Raw genomic sequence first — 18,971 nt, 5'->3', positions numbered from 1 at the left:
CCTGGTAGCTTCACGCGCGCGCTGCCCGACCCAATCCCCCCAGAGTAAACTTGTCGTTGCTTGGCGGGGGGGTGCCGGGGGGCGGGGCGGCGCACGCCGCCCGACCGCCCTCGACGGTCGCGACCGTGAATTCCCGATGACCGGGGACGGGCTATTGCCCGCCCTTCTGCACGAATCCGCGGACGAAATCCTCGGCGTTGGATTCGAGGACCTCGTCGATTTCGTCCAGCACCGCGTCGACGTCGTCGCTCAGCTTTTCCTGGCGCTCCTTGAGATCCTCGGAATTCTGCGTTTCCGCGGCCTGCTCCTCGACCTCCTCGGAGGAGCGGTTTGCCCGCTGCTGGCCGCCGCCGGTGTCCTTGCTCGCCATTTCCCTCACCCCGCTCGAATCGTCTGGCACGGTTTGGTCGGTCGGGTCGTTGCCGGTTGGCACCGACCCTATACACAAGGTGCGACTGCCGCTCCCGGTTTGCCGGTGGCGCTTCCTGTCCAACACCCGCTGCCACCCCGGATGATTCCCATTCGGCGGACGTTCACCCGTGGTGATCGAAAAGTTACCCGCCGGACAGGACCCGTAGCAGGTCCTCCGCCGTGCGGCAGCGGTCCAGCAGCTCCTTGACGTGGTTGCGGGTGCCGCGCAGCGGCTCCAGCGTGGGTACCCGCTGCAGGGAGTCCCGGCCCGGCAGGTCGAAGATCACCGAGTCCCAGGAGGCCGCCGCGACGTGGTCCGCGTACTGCTCCAGGCAGCGCCCGCGGAAGTACGCCCTGGTGTCCTCCGGGGGCTTGGAGACGGCCCGCTCGACCTCGTCCTCGGTCAGCAGCCGATCGAAGCGCCCGCGGGCCACCAGGCGGTTGTAGAGGCCCTTCTCGGGCCGCACGTCGCTGTACTGGAGGTCGACCAGGTGCAGCCGCGGGTTGTCCCACTCCACGGCGTCCCGGCTGCGGTAGCCCTCCAGGATCTCCCGCTTGGCGATCCAGTCCAGCTGCCTCGACAGCGACATCGGGTCGCGCTCCAGCCGGCCGAGGACGTCCTCCCAGCGCGTCAGCACGTCCACCGTCTGCTCGTCCGCGTCGGTGCCGAAGCGGTCCTCGACGTACTTGCGGGCCAGCTCGAAGTACTCGAGCTGGAGCTGGACGGCGGTGAGCTTGCGCCCGTTGCGCAGGGTGATCAGGTGCTTGAGCGTCGGGTCGTGGGACACCCGGTGCAGGGTGCGCACCGGCTGGTCGACGGCGAGGTCGGAGGCGATGAAGGAGTCCTCGATCATCGACAGGACCAGCGAGGTGGTGCCCAGCTTGAGGTACGTGGAGATCTCGGAGAGGTTCGCGTCCCCGATGATCACGTGCAGCCGGCGGTACTTCTCGGCGTCGGCGTGCGGTTCGTCCCGGGTGTTGATGATCGGCCGCTTGAGCGTGGTCTCCAGGCCGACCTCGACCTCGAAGTAGTCCGCCCGCTGGCTGATCTGGAAGCCGTGCGCCGAGCCGTCCTGGCCGATGCCGACCCGGCCCGCGCCGGTGACCACCTGGCGGGAGACGAAGAACGGGGTCAGGTGGCGCACGATGTCGGCGAACGGCGTCGCCCGCTTCATCAGGTAGTTCTCGTGGGTGCCGTAGGAGGCGCCCTTGTTGTCGGTGTTGTTCTTGTACAGGAGGATGTTCTGCCCGTTGGGCAGCTCCAGCGCGCGCTGCGCGGCGGCGGCCATGATCCGCTCCCCGGCCTTGTCCCACAGCACCGCGTCGCGCGGGTTGGTCACCTCGGGCGAGCTGTACTCGGGGTGCGCGTGGTCCACGTAGAACCGGGCCCCGTTGGTGAGGATGACGTTGGCGAGGCCGATGTCCTCGTCGGTCAGCTGGCTCGCGTCCGCCACCTCGCGCGCCAGGTCGAAGCCCCGCGCGTCGCGCAGCGGATTCTCCTCCTCGAAGTCCCAGCGGGCCCGCCGGGCCCGGTGCATCGCCGCCGCGTAGGCGTTGACGATCTGGGACGAGGTGAGCATGGCGTTGGCGTTGGGGTGGCCGGGCACGGAGATCCCGTACTCGGTCTCGATGCCCATCACGCGCCGTACGGTCATGCGGCCCTCCTTGCCCGGTGCGCCGCCCCCGGCGGGCGGAACACGCTGACGTACCGCTGAACAACACCGGCGCCGGCCATCTGCCCGCGGACGGTGGGTCGAGCCTAGGACCCGGCGCCGACCGGCGGGCCCCGAGACGCGCCGTCCGGCTGCGGGGCCGCGAGGCGCCACAGCCGGACGGGGTGCGTACAGCTCCGGGGACCGCTGCCGGCCCGGGTAACCACGTGCTTACAGGTACTGCCCCGTGTTGGCGACAGTGTCGATGGAGCGGCCGGACTCGGCGCCCTGCTTGCCGGTGACCAGCGTGCGGATGAAGACGATCCGCTCGCCCTTCTTGCCGGAGATGCGGGCCCAGTCGTCCGGGTTGGTGGTGTTCGGGAGGTCCTCGTTCTCCTTGAACTCGTCCACGCAGGCGGCGAGCAGGTGGGAGACGCGCAGACCGCGCTGACCGTGGTCGAGGAAGTCCTTGATGGCCATCTTCTTCGAGCGGTCGACGATGTTCTGGATCATCGCGCCGGAGTTGAAGTCCTTGAAGTACAGGACCTCCTTGTCACCGTTGGCGTAGGTGACCTCCAGGAAGCGGTTCTCCTCGGTCTCGGAGTACATCCGCTCGACCACCGACTGGATCATCGCGGCCACCGTGGCCCCGACGGAGCCGTCGTGCTCCTTGAGGTCGTCGGGGTGGAACGGCAGCGAGTCCTTGAGGTACTTGGAGAAGATGTCCTTCGCGGCCTCGGCGTCCGGGCGCTCGATCTTGATCTTGACGTCCAGGCGACCGGGCCGCAGGATCGCCGGGTCGATCATGTCCTCGCGGTTCGAGGCGCCGATGACGATGACGTTCTCCAGGCCCTCCACGCCGTCGATCTCGGCCAGCAGCTGCGGGACGATGGTGTTCTCCACGTCCGAGCTGACGCCGGAACCGCGGGTGCGGAACAGCGACTCCATCTCGTCGAAGAAGACGATGACGGGTGTGCCCTCGCTCGCCTTCTCCCGGGCCCGCTGGAAGACCAGGCGGATCTGCCGCTCGGTCTCGCCCACGTACTTGTTGAGCAGCTCGGGGCCCTTGATGTTGAGGAAGTAGCTCTTCCCCTGCGGGCGGCCGGTGACCTCGGCGACCTTCTTGGCCAGCGAGTTGGCGACCGCCTTGGCGATCAGCGTCTTGCCGCAGCCGGGCGGGCCGTAGAGCAGGACGCCCTTGGGCGGCCGCAGCTCGTACTCCTTGAAGAGGTCGGCGTGCAGGTACGGCAGCTCGACCGCGTCGCGGATCAGCTCGATCTGGTTGCTCAGGCCGCCGATCTGGCGGTAGTCGATGTCCGGGACCTCTTCGAGGACCAGCTCCTCGACCTCGGACTTCGGCACGACCTCGTACACGTAGCCGGAGCGGGGCTCCAGCAGCAGGGCGTCCCCCGCCCGGATGGTGAGCTCGCGCAGCGGTTCGGCGAGGCGCACCACGCGCTCCTCGTCGGTGTGGCCGAGTACCAGGGCGCGCTCGCCGTCCTCCAGGACCTCCTTGAGGGTGACGATCTCGCCGATGCGCTCGAAGGCCATCGCGTCCACGATGTTGAGGGCCTCGTTGAGCATCACCTCCTGGCCGCGCCGCAGCTCGTCGAGGGCGACGTTGGGGCTGACGTTCACGCGGAGCTTGCGCCCCCCGGTGAAGATGTCCGCGGTGCCGTCCTCGTTCGCGTCGAGGAAGGTGCCGAAGCCGGCCGGGGGCTGTGCCAGCCGGTCCACTTCCTCCTTGAGGGCCACGATCTGGTCGCGGGCCTCACGCAGGGTGGAGGCGAGCCGTTCGTTCTGGGCGGACACGCCGGCCAGGTTGGTCTGGAGCTCGACGATCCGCTCTTCGAGGATTCTCGAATTGCGCGGCGAGTCGGCGAGCTTGCGGCGCAGCACGGCGATTTCCTGCTCAAGGTACGAGACCTGAGCGGCCTCGTCGGAACCACGAGCGGGCCTGCCGGTGCTGCGGTTGTAGTCGTCATCGTGGGCTGCCACGGTCCTCACCTCCTCCGGGGAGCTGGACGCTTCCAGACCCTACCTGGGACCAGGGGTCCGTAAACCCCTAGATCAAGAAAGATGGAACGGGCGTGTCCGATCTTCGCCCCAGCGTGCTTCCCCTCTGCTAAGGGGATACCCACCGCGCACCGCCCAAAGCGGGCCAGATGTATCGTCGAGCGAAGTGATATCCGATCGCGACCGCGACACGAGGTCCGATCGTTGTACGAATGGCGGGATTGCTCCCAGAAATGGGCGACCCGGGACAGAAACGGCAGGGGACATGTCGGTGACCGAGGAGACCGCGCGGGCGACCGAGGAGCTGGAGGTGTGGATCGACCAGGATCTGTGCACCGGCGACGGCATCTGCGTCCAGTACGCACCGGAGGTCTTCGAGCTCGACATCGACGGCCTCGCCTACGTGAAGGGGCCGGACGACGAGCTGCGCCAGCAGCCCGGGGAGACCGCCCCGGTGCCGCTGACGCTCCTTCAGGACGTGGTGGACTCGGCGAAGGAGTGCCCCGGCGACTGCATCCACGTGCGCCGGACCGCGGACCGGGTCGAGGTGTACGGGCCGGACGCGGAGTAGGGAGCCGGGCCGGTCAGGTCCGGGCGAGCGGGGCGGTGGTCTGGGAGCGTCCCCAGCCGCCGCCCTTGTGCGTCCAGGTGAGGTCCAGTGAGATGTCGGGCCGGAAGCGCGGCACGTCCTCGCTCGAATACCCCTGCGCGTGACCGGTGATGACGCCGTCGGAGCGGACCGCGAGCCGGCTCACGGTGAGGTTCTCGCGTTCGGTGAGCAGGGTGGCCAGCACGGCCGGGCGGCCGTCGGGGCCGAAGCCGAGCAGGAGGACCGCGTCGGGCGGGGTGCCGTTCTCGGCGGCGCAGTGCGCGGCGACCACGGTGCCGGGGCGGCCGTCGCCCAGTTCGACGGGCACGCTGAGCGCCGTCTTGACCGGGAACGGACCGCAGTCGAGCGGGAGTTGGGCCGCAGCCGGGTCGGGGGCGGCACTCGCGGCGAGGGCCCTGGGGGTGCCGTGGACGGGCATCGGGGTGCCGGTCGCCGGGGAGGCGGCGAGGGCGGCGCCCACCACCGCGCCGCTGCCGGCCAGGGCGAGGGCCCAGTGCCAGGGGGCGGTGCGGACATGCCCGGGCCGGGTGCGGCCCCGCGGTGTCTGCTGTCCAGCCGTCGCCTTCGTCCCGACCGCGGTCTCCACCAGGCGTCCCCTCCAGAGCTCCAGGAGCTGGTCTGCGTGCGCGAGCATCGTCCCACACGGCGCGGGCGGGCCGGTGACCGGGGAGCGGGTCGCCGGGCGGGCCGGGGACGACGGGAGGGGTGGCACGAGATCACTCGTGCCACCCCTGTGCGGTGTGCGGGCTCAGCCCAGGTCGGGCTGGTCGCCCTCGACGGCCCGGGCGGCCTTGCGGGCGGCGGCGCGCTCCTGCAGGCTCGGCTCCGGCGACCCGTTGTCGTAGTCCTCACCGTAGGCGCCCTTGGCCGGGCGGCGGCGGCGCAGCGGCGGCTCGACGCCGTCCGCCAGGCGGCGGGCGGTGAGCAGGAAGCCGGTGTGGCCGATCATCCGGTGGTCCGGGCGGACGGCCAGACCCTCCAGGTGCCAGGTGCGGACCATGGTCTCCCACGCCTGCGGCTCGGTGAAGGTGCCGTGGTCGCGCAGCGCCTCGACGGTCCGGGACATCTGCGTGGTGGTGGCCACGTAGCAGCAGATGAGGCCGCCGGGGACGAGCGCCTCGGAGGCGACGTCCAGGCACTCCCAGGGGGCCAGCATGTCGAGGATGACGCGGTCGACGTCGGTCTCGACCAGGTTGTCCTGGAGGTCGCCGACGGTGAGCTTCCACGCCGGGTGGGGCCCGCCGAAGTAGCGCTCGACGTTGCCCTGGGCGATGTCGGCGAAGTCCTGCCGGCGCTCGTAGGAGGCCAGCATGCCGTGCTCGCCGACGGCGCGCAGCAGGTACATGCTGAGCGCGCCGGAGCCGACGCCGGCCTCGATCACGCGGGCACCCGCGAAGATGTCGGCCATCGCCAGGATCTGCCCCGCGTCCTTGGGGTAGATCACGGCGGCGCCGCGCGGCATGGACAGGACGTAGTCGGGGAGCAGGGGGCGCAGCGCGAGGTACGGGACGTTCCCCGTGGTGCGCACGACCGTGCCTTCGGGGGCGCCGATCAGCTCGTCGTGGGGGAACGCACCCTTGTGGGTGTGGAACTGGTTCCCGGCCTGGAGCGTGAACGTGTAGTGGCGACCCTTGGGGTCGGTCAGCTGGACCTGGTCCCCGACCTGGAAGGGCCCGCGTCGGCGGGCGGCACCGGTCGGTTCGGACATGCGGCCAATCCTAAGGGAAGCGGGACGCCCCGCCTCACCGGGCCCGGATCACGCCCGGCGTCGCACCGGCACCGTCGGCACCATCGGCACCGCGGCTGCGTCGGTGACCGTCACCGGCCGGAGACGGCGGCGGTCAGGCGCTGCTCGATGTCGCTGAGCGCGGCGACGCCGTACACCCGGCCGTCCGCCTCGACCACCAGGTACTCCCCCGCCGGGGTCGCCTGGACGGCCCGCAGCAGGTCCTCGCCGCTCAGGTCGGCGTCCAGTCGCAGCCCGGGTTCGAGGTCGCGGGAGAGGGCGCCCACGGCCACCCAGGGGCGGCGGTGCTCGGGCACCGCCCGGACCGCCGACTCCCGCACGATGGCGATCGGCTCGCCCCGGCCGTCGACCACGACCACCGCGCCGGCCCCGGCCTCGCGGGCGCGGCGCATCGCCTCGCCGAGCGGGGTGTCGGAGGTGACCTCGACGGCCCGGCGGGCGAGTTCGCGCAGCCGCAGGCCGGGAAGCGCCTCCTTGAGCCGGGCGTTGCGCACGCTGCCGGTGGCGCCGTTCCAGATGATCGCGGCGAGCACGGCGGCCAGCACCGCGTCCACCAGGGTGTCGGTGGTGGTGCGCTCGACCCCGCGGGCGGCGCTGACCAGCGGCAGGCCGATCAGGACGGCGATCGCCAGCGCCCGGCCGACCCAGGAGGCGGCCACCGTGCCGGTCATCGGCTTGCCGGTGACGGCCCACACCACGGCGCGCAGCATCCGCCCGCCGTCCAGCGGCAGGCCCGGCAGCAGGTTGAAGGCCGCCACGACCAGGTTGGACACCATCAGGCCGGCGAGCAGCACCCCGGGCACGGAGGACAGCTCCACGAACCGCGTCGCGAGGTAGAACACGCCGCCGAGCACCAGCGAGAGCAGCGGGCCGACGAAGGCCAGCCAGAACTCGCGCCAGGGCGTGGTGGCCTCGTTCTCGATCTCGGAGACGCCGCCGAAGAACTGCAGCTGGATCCGCCGCACCCCGAGCCGGTAGCGCAGCGCGACCAGGGTGTGGGCGAGTTCGTGGACCAGGACGGAGGCGTAGAAGGCGACCGCGAAGGAGAACGCGACCAGGTAGCGCGCACCGCCGAGGTCCGGCAGCACGTCGTTCAGCTGCCCGCCGAACACCCAGGTGATCAGCGCGGCGATGACGAACCAGGAGGGGGTGACGTAGATCGGCACGCCGAAGGGCCGGCCCATCAGGAGGCCGCCGCGGCGCTCCGGTGGCTGCCCGGCCGGGCGCCCGCGGTCGTCCTGCGGTGGCTGGTCGGAGGTCTGCTGCCCCCTGCTGTCGCTCACCGTGATCCCTTCGGTCGTCGCCCCCGTCGTACCCCGGTGCGCCCACGCTACGTGATCGTGGCGTTCCGAGGCCTCGCGCCCCTCCTGGTGCCTTCATACCCACTGTGCGCGTCCCGGTGGCAGCACGGTGGCAGCGGGATGACAGCAAAGGGCAATAGGGTCGTAGCCATGCAGCAGACCGACACCACCAGCGCCACCGGGGCCCCGGTGCGCCCGGCGGCGCCGCCGACCGGCCTGTCCCCGTCCCGGGCGGGGGACTTCCTCACCTGTCCCCTGCTGTACCGGCTGCGGGTGATCGACCGGCTGCCCGAGCCGCCGAGTTCGGCGGCGACCAGGGGCACCCTGGTGCACGCGGTGCTGGAGCGGCTGTTCGACAGTCCGGCGGCCGAGCGCACGCCGGAACGGGCGCTGGGCCTGCTGCGCCCGCAGTGGGAGCGGCTGCTCGGTGAACGACCGGAGCTGGGTTCGTTGTTCCCGGACGACCCGGACGGCGCGGCGCTGACCCGCTGGCTGGCGGACGCCGAGAAGCTGCTCGGCCAGTGGTTCCGGCTGGAGGACCCGACCCGGCTGCACCCGGTCGAACGGGAGCTGTACGTGGAGACGGCCCTGGACTCGGGGCTGCTGCTGCGCGGCTACATCGACCGGGTCGACGTCGCCCCGACCGGCGAGGTCCGGCTGGTCGACTACAAGACCGGCCGGGCGCCCTCGCGGGACTTCGAGGGCAAGGCGATGTTCCAGATGAAGTTCTACGCGCTGGTGGTGTGGCGCTGGAAGGGCGTGATCCCCAAGCGCCTCCAGCTGGTCTACCTCGGCGGGGGCGGGGACGTGGTCAGCTACGACCCGGACCAGGCCGATCTGCTCGCGGTGGAGCGCAAGCTGCAGGCGCTGTGGGAGCGCATCGGGCTCGCGGTGGCCACCGGGGACTTCCCGGCCACCCGCAACCGCCTCTGCGACTGGTGCGACCACCAGGCCAGCTGCCCGGAGTTCGGCGGCACCCCGCCGCCGTACCCGCTTCCGCTGGCCCGTACGTCGGATGAAGACGATCCCACGGGGGATCCGATGAGCAAGGAGTCCTAGTGACGATCCGTGTGCTGCTGGTCGACGACCAGCCGTTGCTGCGCACCGGTTTCCGGATGATCCTGGAGGCCGAGTCCGACCTGGTGGTGGTCGGCGAGGCCGGGGACGGTCAGCAGGCGCTGGACCAGGTGCGGGCGCTGCAGCCCGACGTGGTGCTGATGGACATCCGGATGCCCAGGATGGACGGCGTCGAGGCGACCCGCCGGATCGCCGGCCCGGGGCGGGACGGCCCGGCCAAGGTGCTGGTGCTGACCACCTTCGACCTGGACGAGTACGTGGTGGAGGCGCTGCGCGCGGGCGCCAGCGGCTTCCTGCTGAAGGACGTGCCGGCCGAGGAGCTGGTGCAGGCGATCCGGGTGGTCGCGGACGGCGCGGCGATGCTGGCGCCGAGCATCACCCGCCGGCTGCTGGACATGTACGCCACCAAGCTGCCGTCGGGCGACGAAGCGCCGCCGCAGGCGCTGAGCGCGCTGACCGAGCGCGAGCTGGAGGTGCTGAAGCTGGTGGCGCGCGGGCTGTCGAACGCGGAGATCGCGGCCGAGCTGTTCGTCAGCGAGACCACCGTGAAGACCCACGTCGGCCACGTGCTGACCAAGCTCCAGCTGCGCGACCGGGTGCAGGCGGCGGTGTACGCCTACGAGAGCGGCCTGGTGCGTCCGGGCACCCTGTGACGGCCTCCCGCGGCCGGTGACGGCCCGCGGGAAGACGACGGCGGCCCGTCCGCTCCCCCGTGGCGACGGGAGGAGCGGACGGGCCGCCGTCGTGCGTGCGCTACTTGCCGCTGCGGCTGATCTCCCAGAAGCGGAAGAAGCCGGTGGTGTCGACGGTGGACTCGACGCCGGTGACGTACGAACGGGCCGCGTAGAAGGCCTTGTTCTGGTACAGCGGGATCAGCGGCACGTTCTCGGCCTCGATCTGCTGGATCTGCCCGTAGCCGGCCGCGGCTGCGCTGCGGTCGGCCTGCTTGAGGCCGTCCGGCACCAGCCTGCCGCTGATCCGCGGGTCGTCCCAACCGTGGTGGTAGGCACCGCCGTTGACCAGCAGCGGGGCGATGTAGTTGTCCGGGTCCGGGTAGTCGGCGAACCAGCCGATGACGTACGCCTGGTACTTGCCGTCGGCCCAGCCCTTCTTGTAGGCCTCCCAGTCCGCCTCCTGCTGGACGGTGACCTGGAAGAGGCCGCCGGCCTCCAGCTGCTTCTTCAGCGTGTCGGCCTCGTTGCTGCCGGCCCGCGAACGGGACCAGGTGAGCGTGAGCTTGACCGGGGTCTGGACCTTGGCGTCGGTGAGGATCTTCTTGGCCTTGGCCGCGTCCTGGTCGCCGTAGCGGTCGAAGAAGGCCGTGGTGTGGCCGGTGACGCCGGCCGGGACCATCGCGTACAGCGGCTGGACGGTCCGGGCGAAGACGTCGCGGGCGAGGGCCTTGCGGTCCATCAGCTGCGCGGCGGCCTGGCGGACGGCAGGGTTGCCGAAGACCGGGTCCTTGGTGTTGAAGACCAGCGAGCGGGTGTCGTTGCTGTCGCCCTCGGTCACCTGCAGGTCGGTCTTGCCGCCCTGCTGGTCGGACCGGATCTGGGCGGCGGTGTTGGGCTCCAGGCTGTTGTCGGTGAGGTCGACGTCGCCCTTGTCGAGTGCGGCCTTGAGGTCGTCGGCCTTGTCGAAGTACTTCACGGTGAACTTGCTGTTGCGCAGCTTGGCGTCGCCGGCGTACTTGTCGTTGGCCGACAGCGCGACCTTGCTGATCTGCTTGCCGCCGTTCACCGATTCGACCGAGTCCACGCGGTACGGGCCCGAGCCGACCAGCTTGTCGTTGGGCAGCGCCTTGTCCGCCGGGTAGACCTGGTGGTCCACGATGGCGCCGGCCGGGGTGGCCAGCTTGGCCGGCAGGGTGGCGTCGGGCGCGGTGAGGTGGAAGAGCACCTCGGCGTCGCCCTTGGCCTCGACGGACTTGATCGAGGAGAGCAGCGAGGCCGGACCGTTCTCGTCGTTGATCTTCTTGGTGCGCTCGATCGAGAAGACCACGTCCTCGGCGGTCAGCGGGTGACCGTTCGAGAACTTCAGCCCGGGCCGCAGGGTGCAGTGGTACTCGGTGGCCTCGCCGCCGGTGAACTCGCACGACTGCGCGGCGTCCGGGGTGGGCGTGCTGGCGGCGGCGGGGAAGGTCAGCAGCGATTGGAAGGCGTTGCGCATGACCAGCCAGGAACCGGAGTCGTACGAGGTCGCCGGGTCCAACCTGCCGGTCAGCTGGGCGGTGCCCATGGTGATGGACTTGCCGCTGTCCCCCTTGACGGCGTCGGTCACCGATCCGCAGCCGGCCACCGTCATGGCGACCAGACCGGCACAGCCGAGTACGGCGAGGCGTTCACCTGAAGTCTTCACGGGGCGCGTCCTTATCGGTGGCACGAAACCCGAGTAGCGTGCCATATCGAACACGCACGACCGATACCCGCGCAGGTGACGTTTGGGACACGGCGGTTCGGGGCATCCCGCCCGACCGACAAGATGTCAGCCAATGCCCTTTTTCTCCCCCCGCCTCCCGGGGTCGGAGCCCCGTCGAGCCGCCTACCGGCCGGTAGGCCTGAGCCGCAATGAGATGACAATCACACCCGAGCTGACGGACCTTCAGACTCGCGAGGCGACCAGCGAGCGCAGCAGGTCGAGGTCGACCTGCTCCAGCGAGGGCAGCACCAGGCGCCCGGGGGCCGGCTCGATCACCGCGACCGAGGGCACCGCGATCACCGGGCAGCCGGCCGCCTCGCCCGCGCGCACCCCGGTCGGGGTGTCCTCGACCACCACGCAGCGGGCCGGCTCCGCACCCAGCCGGCGGGCTGCCTCCAGGTACGGGTCCGGGAACGGCTTGGTGCGCGGCACCTCGTCCCCGCCGATGGTGAAGGCGAAGTGGTGGGCGCCCAGCGACCGCAGCACGATGTCGATCACGTGCCGGTGCGACGCGGACACCATGGCGGCCGGGATCCCGTGCGCGGCAAGGGTGTTGAGCAGGCGCTCGGCGCCCGGCATGAGCGGCACGCCATCGGCCAGCAGGTCCACGAAGCGCTGGTTGACCAGCACCCCCAGGTCGGCCGGGGCGATGTCCACCCCGGTCCGGGCGACCAGGTAGTCCATCACCCGGGTCATCGGGCCGCCGACCACGTGGGTGCGGTCCGCCTCGTCCAGCCGGTGGCCCAGCTCGGCGAAGAGCGAGACCTCGGCCTGCCACCAGAAGTCCTCGGTGTCCACCAGCGTCCCGTCCATGTCCAGCAGCACCGCCTGCAGGCCGCGGTCGTCCCCGTGGTCCAGGACACGGGTGGCGGTGGGGCTGGTGGTCATGGCGGGATCCTTCCGGCAGGCCCCGGCGCCCGGGGATGGCACGGGCCGGCCCGCTGGTGAGCGGACCGGCCCGTTCAGGATCATCCAGAATACGCCCGCTTCGTCCGGAAAGCGCGAACGGAGCAGAACGGAGGGGTTACCGCGCGTTGAAGTACTTCGCCTCCGGGTGGTGGATCACGATCGCGTCGGTGGACTGCTCGGGGTGCAGCTGGAACTCCTCCGAGAGCACCACGCCGATCCGCTCGGGCTTCAGCAGCTCGGCGATCTTGGCGCGGTCCTCCAGCTCGGGGCAGGCCCCGTAGCCGAGCGAGAAGCGGGCGCCCCGGTACTTGAGCGCGAACATGTCCCTGACGTCCTGCGGGTCCTCGCCGGAGAAGCCCAGCTCGTAGCGGACCCGGGCGTGCCAGAACTCGGCCAGTGCCTCGGCCAGCTGCACCGAGAGGCCGTGCAGCTCCAGGTAGTCCCGGTAGGAGTTCCCGGCGAACAGCTCGTTGGCGGCCTCCGAGATCCGGTTGCCCATGGTGACCACCTGCAGGCCGACCACGTCCCGCACGCCGGACTCCTCCGGGCGGAAGAAGTCGGCCAGGCAGAGCCGGCGGCCGCGGCGCTGGCGCGGGAAGGTGAAGCGGGTGCGCTCGGTGCCGTCCTCGTGAAAGACGATCAGGTCGTCGCCCTTGGAGTTGGCCGGGTAGTAGCCGTAGACCACGGCGGCCTCCAGCCAGCCCTCGGTCTGCAGCCGGTCCAGCCAGGCCCGCAGCCGCGGCCGGCCCTCGGTCTCCACCAGCTCCTCGTAGGACGGCCCGTCACCGGTGCGGGAGGCCTTCAGACCCCACTGCCCCTTGAACAGCGCGTCCTCGTCCAGCCAGGAGGCGTAGTCGGCGAACGGGATGCCCTTGACGATCCGGTCGCCCCAGAACGGCGGGGCGGGCACGGCGTTGTCGAGGGCGACGTCGGAGCGGATCTGCCCGAGGTTGACCTCCGGCTCCGGCTCCTCCACCTCGACCCGGGCGTGCCGGCGCTGCTTGAGCTCCGGCAGGGTCGCGCCGGGCACGCCGCGCTTGACCGCGATCAGCGCGTCCATCAGCCGCAGGCCCTCGAAGGCGTCCCGGGCGTAGCGGACCTCGCCCTCGTAGATCTCGTGCAGGTCCTGCTCGACGTAGGCCCGGGTGAGCGCCGCACCGCCGAGGATCACCGGGTAGCTGGAGGCCAGCTTGCGCTGGTTGAGCTCCTCCAGGTTCTCCTTCATGATCACGGTGGACTTCACCAGCAGACCGGACATCCCGATGACGTCCGCCCGGTGCTCCTGCGCGGCGTCCAGGATCGCCGAGACCGGCTGCTTGATGCCCAGGTTGACCACGTTGTAGCCGTTGTTGGACAGGATGATGTCGACCAGGTTCTTGCCGATGTCGTGGACGTCGCCCTTGACGGTGGCCAGCACGATCGTGCCCTTGCCCTCGCTGTCGGACTTCTCCATGTGCGGCTCCAGGTGGGCCACCGCGGTCTTCATGACCTCGGCGGACTGGAGCACGAACGGCAGCTGCATCTGGCCGGAGCCGAAGAGCTCGCCGACCACCTTCATGCCGGCCAGCAGGGTGTCGTTGATGATCTCCAGCGCGGGGCGCCCGGTCAGCGCCTCGTCCAGGTCGGCCTCCAGGCCGTTCCGCTCGCCGTCGATGATCCGGCGCTGCAGTCGCTCGTCCAGCGGGAGCGCGGCCAGCTCCTCGGCCTTGGAGGCCTTGACCGAGGCCGCGGAGACACCCTCGAACAGCTCCAGCAGGCGCTGCAGCGGGTCGTAGCCGTCCCGGCGGCGGTCGTAGACCAGGTCGAGGGCGGCCTCGCGCTGGTCCTCGGGGATCCGGGAGATCGGCAGGATCTTGGAGGCGTGCACGATCGCCGAGTCCAGCCCGGCCTCCACGCACTCGTGCAGGAAGACCGAGTTGAGCACCACGCGGGCGGCCGGGTTGAGGCCGAAGGAGATGTTGGACAGGCCGAGCGTGGTCTGCACCTTCGGGTGGCGGCGCTTGAGCTCGCGGATCGCCCCGATGGTCTCGATGCCGTCCCGGCGGGACTCCTCCTGGCCGGTGGCCAGGGTGAAGGTGAGGCAGTCGACCAGGATCGAGCCCTCGTCGATGCCGTAGTCGGCGGTGAGCTCGGCGATCAGCCGCTCGGCGATCTCCACCTTGGTGTCGGCGGTCCGGGCCTGGCCCTGCTCGTCGATGGTCAGCGCGATCAGGCCGGCGCCGTGCTCGCGGGCCAGCGAGGCGATCCTGGCGAAGCGCGAGTCCGGGGCGTTGCCGTCCTCGTAGTTGACCGAGTTGAGCACCGCGCGGCCGCCGAGGGCCTCCAGGCCGGCCCGCAGCACGGGCGGCTCGGTGGAGTCCAGCACGATCGGCAGGGTGGAGGCGGTGGCCAGGCGGCCGGCGATCTCCTTCATGTCGGCGACGCCGTCACGGCCGACGTAGTCCACGCAGAGGTCCAGCAGGTGGGAGCCGTCCCGGATCTGGTCGCGGGCGATCTCCACGCAGGCCTGCCAGTCACCGGCCAGCATCGACTCGCGGAACTTCTTGGAGCCGTTGGCGTTGGTCCGCTCGCCGATCGCGAGGTAGGAGGTGTCCTGGCGGAACGGCACCGCCTGGTACAGCGAGGCCGCCGAGGGCTCGGGCTGCGGCTCGCGCGCGGTGACCGGCCGGCCCTGGACCCGCTCGACCACCTGGCGCAGGTGCTCGGGCGTGGTGCCGCAGCAGCCGCCGACCAGCGACAGGCCGTACTCGCGGGTGAACACGTCGTGCGCGTCGGCCAGTTCGGCCGGGGAGAGCGGGTAGTGGGCGCCGTCCTTGCCGAGCACCGGCAGGCCCGCGTTCGGCATGCAGGACAGGCCGATCCGGGCGTTCTTGGCCAGGTAGCGCAGGTGCTCGCTCATCTCGGCCGGGCCGGTGGCGCAGTTGAGGCCGATGTAGTCGACGCCGAGCGGCTCCAGCGCGGTGAGCGCGGCGCCGATCTCGGAGCCGAGCAGCATGGTGCCGGTGGTCTCCACCGTGACCTGCACCAGCACCGGCAGGTCCAGCCCCGCCTCGGCGAGCGCGCGCTTGGAGCCCAGGATGGCGGCCTTGGTCTGCAGCAGGTCCTGGCTGGTCTCGACCAGCAGCGCGTCGGCGCCGCCGGCGATCAGGCCGGCCGCGTTCTGCTGGAAGCCCTCGCGCAGCGCCTCGTACGGGGCGTGGCCGAGGGTCGGCAGCTTGGTGCCGGGGCCGATCGAGCCGAGCACCCAGCGGGTGCGGCCGTCGGCGGCGGTGTGGGCGTCGGCCACCTCGCGGGCGATCCGGGCGCCGGCCTCGGAGAGCTCGAAGACCCGCTCGGGGATGTCGTACTCGCCGAGCGCGGCGAAGTTGGCGCCGAAGGTGTTGGTCTCCACGCAGTCCACGCCCACGCCGAAGTAGGCCTCGTGGACGGAGCGGACGATGTCGGGCCGGGTGATGTTGAGGACCTCGTTGCAGCCTTCGAGGTTCTGGAAGTCCTCCAGCGTCGGATCCTGCGCCTGGAGCATGGTGCCCATCGCACCATCGGCCACCACCACCCGGGTGGCGAGGGCTTCACGCAGAGCGTTCGCTCGACTCTGCTGGGTGACGGACGGATCGGCTGCAGTGGCCATGGGGCTTCTCCCTGGTGCGACGGCTGTCGGCTTTGCGTCCCCGCTTGCTCGGGGAAGCACGTGGCCAGCGTATCCGGACGGCGGGTCGGCTCGCCGACCCATTCCGTATCCTGAGCGCTCGACCGCAAGGGGGGAGCAACCGCGTGGCGAGTTTCAGGAGCCGCGTACGGCAAACCGGCAAGGGCGTGACGGCCCCGCTACGGGCGCTGCGCGAGCGCTGGCGGCGGTGGTCCCGGTGGCGCCGGGCGCTGCTGGTCCTGGTGCTGGCGGCGGCCGTGCCCGTGACCGCGCTGGGCTCGGTGTTCGTCTCGATCCGACTGCACTACACGGGTGAACCGGCCGCCGAGGCCCGCACCCGGGGGCGGGACGCGGTCTGGCTCGGTCACGCCTGGGTGGACGGCCGCAAGACCGAGGCCGACGTCGAGGCCCTCACCCGGCAACTTTCCGGTACCGGCATTCGCGACCTCTACGTGCACACCGGCCCGCTGGAGCACGACGGCTCGCTGCCGCCGGCCGTCCACCCGCGCGCCCGCTGGTTCACCGACACCGTGCACCGGGCCCTGCCCGGCGTGCGGCTGCAGGGCTGGCTCGGCGACGAGGTCAAGCCGGAGAAGGACGCGCTGGACCTGGAGGACGCCCCGACCAGGGACCGGGTCACCGCCTCCGCCCGCCAGGTGCTGGACCAGGGCTTCGACGGCGTGCACTTCGACATGGAACCGATCCGCCCCGGCTCGGCCGGCTGGCTGACCCTGCTCGACCAGGTCCGGCCGGTCACCGCGGCCCGCGGCGCCGCCCTCTCGGTCGCGGCCCCGCAGATCGACCCCGTCCCGGGCCTGCACACAGCCGGCATCCTGCTCACCGGCCACGGCAAGTGGTGGGACCCGGCGTACTTCGCCGAGACCGCCCGCCGGGTCGACCAGATCGCCGTGATGACCTACGACACCTCGATGCCGACCGAGCCGCTGTACGGCGGCTACGTCGCCCAGCAGACCGAGCTCGCCCTGCGGGCCACCCCGGCCGACGTGGACCTGCTGATCGGCCTGCCGTTCTACTGGGACGACAAGTGGGGCCACTGGGGCGACGCGGAGACCGTCGACGCGGCCGTCCGCGGCGTCCGGCTGGGCCTGGGCCGGGAGGACCTGCGGCGGCCGAACTTCGGCGTCGCGCTGTACGTGGACTTCGCCTCGACGCCCGAGAACTGGGCGGCGTACCGGCGCGGCTGGGTGGACGTGCGGTAGCCGCCGTCAGCCGGCCAGCCGGTGCGCCAGGGCGCCCAGGTAGCGGTGGACGGTCGCGTCCTCGCCGGTCAGGTAGTGCGAGACGGCCCGGTACAGCGGCCGGCGGACCTCGCCGCGCTCGGTGACCGTCAGCGAGCAGCCCGGCCCGGCCGGGGTGAGCACGTAGGTCCAGGTGCCGCCGTACGGCAGGTCCGGGTCGGCCACGCCGGTGACCAGGCGGTGCGGGGCCTCGCTCGCCACCACCTCGAACGTGGTGTGGCCGTGCCGGTCGTACTCGCGCCAGCGCACCCGGCCGCCGGCCGCGGCGGGCAGCCGCTCGACGTGGGTGAGGCCGGGGCGCCAGGCCGGGTACAGGTCGATGTCGGTCAGCACGTCCCAGACCGCGCCGGGCGGCTGGGCCAGTTCGAGTCCGCCCTCGGTGACGTGCTCCACCGGGAGCCGGCGCCCGGCCCGGTCCGCCACGAGCAGCGCGGCGCCGGCGAGCGCGGCCACGCCCGCGCCCGCGCCGATCCACAGCCATCGGTTCATGGGTGTCGGCCCCTTCCGCCCGGTCCCCACCCGTTCATCATCGCGCCGCCGGGCCGACGCGGCACGCCCGTCGCGCTGCGCCACCGGTCCGCAGCGGTCCGCGCCCGGACGCTCCGCTGACGATCCGTCAGGCGAAGGGGCGCCGATATCCGCTGGATCGGGGCGGCCGGCTCCCCCAGACTGTCCCGGTGCCCGGCCGCTGTGCGCATCAAAGCCCGTAGGCTGGGCAGGTAGGGACCATGGGGCGAGGCGTTCCATGGGAGACGAGAGGTTCGACAGTCGGCAGCCGGCCCGTCGGCGCCCCGGCAACCCAGCCGGGGCGGCACCGGTCCTGTCGCCGACCGGAGGGAGACGCTGGGTGATCGAGCTGGAAGATGTTCCCGAGTTGATCGACCCGGTCATGGTCTGCGCCTTCGAGGGCTGGAACGACGCGGGCGACGCCGCCTCCTCCGCCCTGGCGCACCTGGACGAGACCTGGGGCGGCAAGGTGTTCGCCGCCCTGGACGCGGAGGACTACTACGACTTCCAGGTCAACCGGCCCACGGTCTGGATGGACGGCGGCATCCGCCGGATCACCTGGCCGACCACCCGGCTGTCGGTCATCCGGGTGACCGAGCCGACGACCCGGGACGTCGTGCTGGTGCGCGGCATCGAGCCGAGCATGCGCTGGCGCTCGTTCTGCAACGAGCTGCTGGGCTTCGCGCACGAGCTGGGCATCGAGCTGGTGGTGATCCTGGGCGCGCTGCTCGGCGACACCCCGCACAGCCGCCCGGTCCCGGTCAGCGGGGTCACCTCCGACCCGGACCTGGCCCGCCGGCTGGACCTGGAGGAGAGCCGCTACGAGGGCCCGACCGGCATCGTGGGCGTGCTCCAGGAGGCCTGCACGCATGCCGGGGTCCCGGCCGTGACGCTCTGGGCGGCAGTGCCGCACTACGTCTCGCAGCCACCGAACCCCAAGGCCACGCTGGCGCTGCTCAACAAGCTGGAGGACCTGCTGGACCTGCGCATCCCGCCGGGCGAGCTCGGCGAGGACGCCCGGGCCTGGCAGCTCGGCGTGGACCAGCTGGCCGCCGAGGACACCGAGGTCGCCGAGTACGTCCAGCAGCTGGAGGAGGCGCAGGACACCGCGGAGCTGCCGGAGGCCTCCGGGGACGCCATCGCCCGCGAGTTCGAGCGCTACCTGCGCCGCCGGGAGAACGTCGGGCCGACAGGCGAGAAGCCGGTGTCCGGGCACGCCACGGCGGAGCGTCCGGTCGAGCCGGAGGCGCCGGGCCCGGCCCGGGAGAGCCAGGACGGCTCCGAGGAGGAGTAGACGGGGAGCAGGCACCGCACCGGCGGTGGGGGGGGGGGGCGCACACGACGCAGTACGCCCAGGGGGGGTGGGGGGGGGTGTTGGGGGTGGGGGGGTTGGTGGGTGGGGGGGGGTGGGGGTGGGG

At 71.6% G+C, this 18,971-nt stretch carries 15 protein-coding genes; 5 read left to right on the top strand and 10 right to left on the bottom strand.

The window, feature by feature from the left end; all coding sequences use genetic code 11:
* Positions 1–151: 151 nt before the first annotated feature.
* The 3 genes from ACFV0O_RS24495 to arc all read right to left on the bottom strand — a co-directional run bounded on the left by ACFV0O_RS24495 (position 152) and on the right by arc (position 4,061).
* A complete protein-coding gene (locus tag ACFV0O_RS24495; protein WP_360261622.1) occupies positions 152–370 on the bottom strand; it encodes a ubiquitin-like protein Pup in 219 nt (72 codons plus the stop codon).
* Between the two features lie 184 nt (positions 371–554).
* A complete protein-coding gene (gene dop / locus ACFV0O_RS24490) occupies positions 555–2,066 on the bottom strand; it encodes a depupylase/deamidase Dop (RefSeq protein WP_380345293.1) in 1,512 nt (503 codons plus the stop codon).
* A 228-nt stretch (positions 2,067–2,294) separates the two neighbouring features.
* The gene (gene arc / locus ACFV0O_RS24485; RefSeq protein ID WP_360261627.1) at positions 2,295–4,061 is read right to left on the bottom strand and encodes a proteasome ATPase; all 1,767 of its coding nucleotides are present in this window, start codon (positions 4,059–4,061) and stop codon (positions 2,295–2,297) included.
* Positions 4,062–4,344: 283 nt separating this feature from the next.
* Between arc and ACFV0O_RS24480 the strand changes: the two genes are divergently transcribed.
* Complete coding sequence (locus tag ACFV0O_RS24480; protein ID WP_360261629.1) at positions 4,345–4,650, top strand: ferredoxin; 306 nt, start codon at positions 4,345–4,347, stop codon at positions 4,648–4,650.
* A 13-nt stretch (positions 4,651–4,663) separates the two neighbouring features.
* Here the strand turns inward: ACFV0O_RS24480 and ACFV0O_RS24475 are convergent, their stop codons facing one another.
* The 3 genes from ACFV0O_RS24475 to ACFV0O_RS24465 form a co-directional block, all read right to left on the bottom strand.
* Positions 4,664–5,323 carry a hypothetical protein gene (locus ACFV0O_RS24475; RefSeq protein WP_380345290.1) on the bottom strand — a complete coding sequence of 220 codons (660 nt, stop codon included), beginning with the start codon at positions 5,321–5,323 and terminating at the stop codon, positions 4,664–4,666.
* A gap of 114 nt (positions 5,324–5,437) precedes the next feature.
* A complete protein-coding gene (locus tag ACFV0O_RS24470) occupies positions 5,438–6,397 on the bottom strand; it encodes a tRNA (adenine-N1)-methyltransferase (protein ID WP_380345289.1) in 960 nt (319 codons plus the stop codon).
* Positions 6,398–6,507: 110 nt separating this feature from the next.
* Entirely contained in the window at positions 6,508–7,725 is a 1,218-nt protein-coding gene (locus ACFV0O_RS24465; protein WP_380345368.1) for a site-2 protease family protein, read from the bottom strand.
* A gap of 162 nt (positions 7,726–7,887) precedes the next feature.
* On the opposite strand from ACFV0O_RS24465, the gene ACFV0O_RS24460 reads away from it, so the two are divergent.
* Complete coding sequence (locus ACFV0O_RS24460) at positions 7,888–8,796, top strand: RecB family exonuclease (RefSeq protein ID WP_380345287.1); 909 nt, start codon at positions 7,888–7,890, stop codon at positions 8,794–8,796.
* Positions 8,796–9,467: a response regulator transcription factor gene (locus tag ACFV0O_RS24455; protein WP_350523854.1), complete on the top strand. Its 672-nt coding sequence runs from the start codon at positions 8,796–8,798 to the stop codon at positions 9,465–9,467. The genes ACFV0O_RS24460 and ACFV0O_RS24455 overlap by 1 nt, the downstream gene beginning before the upstream one ends.
* A 100-nt stretch (positions 9,468–9,567) precedes the next feature.
* On the opposite strand, the gene ACFV0O_RS24450 is transcribed toward ACFV0O_RS24455, so the two are convergent.
* The 3 genes from ACFV0O_RS24450 to metH all read right to left on the bottom strand — a co-directional run bounded on the left by ACFV0O_RS24450 (position 9,568) and on the right by metH (position 15,769).
* The gene (locus ACFV0O_RS24450; protein WP_380345285.1) at positions 9,568–11,172 is read right to left on the bottom strand and encodes an ABC transporter substrate-binding protein; all 1,605 of its coding nucleotides are present in this window, start codon (positions 11,170–11,172) and stop codon (positions 9,568–9,570) included.
* Positions 11,173–11,415: 243 nt separating this feature from the next.
* Positions 11,416–12,120 (bottom strand): HAD family hydrolase, encoded by a 705-nt coding sequence (locus tag ACFV0O_RS24445; RefSeq protein WP_380345283.1) that lies wholly within the window; start codon positions 12,118–12,120, stop codon positions 11,416–11,418.
* Between the two features lie 136 nt (positions 12,121–12,256).
* The gene (metH, locus tag ACFV0O_RS24440) at positions 12,257–15,769 is read right to left on the bottom strand and encodes a methionine synthase (protein ID WP_380345281.1); all 3,513 of its coding nucleotides are present in this window, start codon (positions 15,767–15,769) and stop codon (positions 12,257–12,259) included.
* Between the two features lie 143 nt (positions 15,770–15,912).
* On the opposite strand from metH, the gene ACFV0O_RS24435 reads away from it, so the two are divergent.
* On the top strand, positions 15,913–17,007 hold the full coding sequence (locus tag ACFV0O_RS24435) for a hypothetical protein (protein ID WP_380345279.1): 1,095 nt from the start codon (positions 15,913–15,915) through the stop codon (positions 17,005–17,007).
* 6 nt (positions 17,008–17,013) lie between these two features.
* On the opposite strand, the gene ACFV0O_RS24430 is transcribed toward ACFV0O_RS24435, so the two are convergent.
* Positions 17,014–17,535, bottom strand: coding sequence for an SRPBCC domain-containing protein (locus ACFV0O_RS24430; RefSeq protein WP_380345278.1), 522 nt, complete (start codon positions 17,533–17,535; stop codon positions 17,014–17,016).
* 358 nt (positions 17,536–17,893) lie between these two features.
* On the opposite strand from ACFV0O_RS24430, the gene ACFV0O_RS24425 reads away from it, so the two are divergent.
* Positions 17,894–18,847: a PAC2 family protein gene (locus tag ACFV0O_RS24425; protein WP_360261661.1), complete on the top strand. Its 954-nt coding sequence runs from the start codon at positions 17,894–17,896 to the stop codon at positions 18,845–18,847.
* Positions 18,848–18,971: the final 124 nt, after the last annotated feature.

It is taken from the genome of Kitasatospora sp. NPDC059577, assembly GCF_042735475.1.
Taxonomy (GTDB): domain Bacteria; phylum Actinomycetota; class Actinomycetes; order Streptomycetales; family Streptomycetaceae; genus Kitasatospora.
The sequence above is the reverse complement of the archived record's forward strand: the minus strand, read 5'-3'. Positions and strand labels throughout refer to the sequence as shown.